Below are 1,867 nucleotides of genomic sequence, written 5' to 3' on the forward strand. Positions count from 1 at the left end.
AGATGGGTTCGATGTCGTGTTGATAGAGAATAGCGGAGGCAGCCAGAGAGGACATTCGCACTACGGCGCGACTGCCATCGGTAATATTAGCCGCATGAACGCGATTTTTTAGCCAGAGGGCCATTTCTAGCATATGACTGGTATTACCCCCTTTCGGGGGAGTAATCTCGGCTGTAATCAAAAATTCTCGGTCTTGAACCGCGCGTTGTAAACGAGTAGTCATCAATTTATCTAGGTTTTAACCATAAATTTTATAGCAGATTTAGCCCGGAAATGGCTCTTAGGGAAGCAATGATCATCGGGCTGCTTTATACTGGTCGGTGTCAGCACCTGGCTGATATCAGATAAGTTAACTGGCAGGAAAAATTTTTTAATGTAGTATAATACACGGACAGTTTAACCAAATCCGTTTACAAGTGTAAAGGACAACGGATTCGATCGAGCGATCATGCAAACTCTTCCTCCTCCTACTAAAGACAAAGACGCAATCATGACCCATCCCCTTAAAATCGTCGCTTTAGGAGATAGCCTTGTGTATGGCTATGGCGACCCCGTGGGTGGCGGTTGGGCCGAGCGCCTACGTCGTTTGTGGATGGAAAGTGCCGGTCATACCCTGTATAATTTGGGTATTCGCGGCGATCGAGTGGTACAAGTGTCCGAACGCTTAGAACAGGAATTTCGTCTCAGGGGGGAAATTCGCAATCGTCTTCCTGACCTGATTCTTCTCTCCGTCGGTGTTAATGATACAGCCCGTTTAGGCCGGCCCGATGGTCGCACTTATACCGATCACGATCTTTTTCAAACTCAAATTGAACATTTACTGGGCCGGGCCCGTTCTCTTTGCCCGGTTTTGTTTATAGGTATGATTCCCGTGGATGAGCGGAAAATGCCCTTTTTAGATTGTTTTTACTTCAACCATCGCGATCAGTATCGTTTTAAAGAAACCACTAAACAAGCTTGTCTAGAGCAAAATATTCCCTATCTCGATTTATTTGATCTCTGGATGAACCGGGGTGATCTGTGGTGTCAAGAAAGATTAATGCAAGATGGACTTCATCCCAATGTCCAGGGCTATCAATCAATTTTAGAGGATATTTTAAACTGGTCGCCCCTCACCTCCTTTGTCGGTGTGGATGGTTTTATTCAACCGTTTACAGGAATTGTAGAAAAGTGATGTCCTCTGTTATCAGTGGATCTAGCGGTGCTACGGAAACGAGAAGATCCGGTAATATAACTGAACTTACCCCATACATACCTAATACAATGCTGAACAGACAATTGCGCTACTCGTTCAAAATGTAGTAAATTGAGGGGCAAAATTTCCCAATCATTGCTCTGAATTTGTGACTCAATAAATTCTCGAAAAGGTGAATCAAAAGTTAATTTTCCCAGACTATATTTGATCGTCATTTTACCAAAACTACCTTAACTAAGATAAACTAGATTTTCTCTTTCATTAATCATAATTTTATGGTTGTCTCTCCATTGTTTATTATTAGTGACATACCAAAGAAATACATGACTATCTATTAAAACTTTGAGCATAATTATTGATAATCTTCAAAATCAGTTAAAGGGGCATCAAAATCATCGGCTATCCAAAATTTTCCCGCAGCACTTCTCGGTTGAAGCGGTGGTTTCTTGGCTAACTTTACAGGACTTAATTTAACTACAGGTTCATTATTTTCTGTGATGATAATTTCTTCACCTTCAAGTCCAGCTTCCCATAACTCATTAAGTTGATTTTTGGCTTGTTTTAATTCAACTGTAGTCATTAGTTTACCTCACTGATTAACAACACAAACATTAGTTTAATCTCAATCAAGAAAAGCGATGGATTAAGTTATATCTAGGGTTTGCTGAATAA

Annotated in this window: 3 protein-coding genes; 1 reads left to right on the plus strand and 2 read right to left on the minus strand. The window is 41.0% G+C overall.

Going from position 1 to position 1,867, the window contains the following annotated elements:
- Positions 1 to 223, minus strand: a 223-nt coding sequence (locus PX484_RS07150; RefSeq protein ID WP_288103285.1) for a methylenetetrahydrofolate reductase, incomplete at its 3' end; no start/stop codon positions are given.
- A gap of 225 nt (positions 224 to 448) precedes the next feature.
- On the opposite strand from PX484_RS07150, the gene PX484_RS07155 reads away from it, so the two are divergent.
- Positions 449 to 1,174: a GDSL-type esterase/lipase family protein gene (locus PX484_RS07155; RefSeq protein ID WP_287765965.1), complete on the plus strand. Its 726-nt coding sequence runs from the start codon at positions 449 to 451 to the stop codon at positions 1,172 to 1,174.
- Between the two features lie 373 nt (positions 1,175 to 1,547).
- Here PX484_RS07155 and PX484_RS07160 read toward each other — a convergent pair whose 3' ends face one another.
- On the minus strand, positions 1,548 to 1,775 hold the full coding sequence (locus PX484_RS07160; protein WP_287765967.1) for a type II toxin-antitoxin system Phd/YefM family antitoxin: 228 nt from the start codon (positions 1,773 to 1,775) through the stop codon (positions 1,548 to 1,550).
- Positions 1,776 to 1,867: the final 92 nt, after the last annotated feature.

Source organism: Microcystis sp. M49636_WE2 (genome assembly GCF_030065375.1).
GTDB lineage: Bacteria > Cyanobacteriota > Cyanobacteriia > Cyanobacteriales > Microcystaceae > Microcystis > Microcystis aeruginosa_C.

What these genes read in the sequence shown, in the direction of transcription:
- PX484_RS07155 (WP_287765965.1), top strand. Translation starts at nt 449, where the DNA reads ATGCAAACTCTTCCTCCTCCTACTAAAGACAAAGACGCAATCATGACC.
- PX484_RS07160 (WP_287765967.1), bottom strand. Translation starts at nt 1,775, where the DNA reads ATGACTACAGTTGAATTAAAACAAGCCAAAAATCAACTTAATGAGTTA.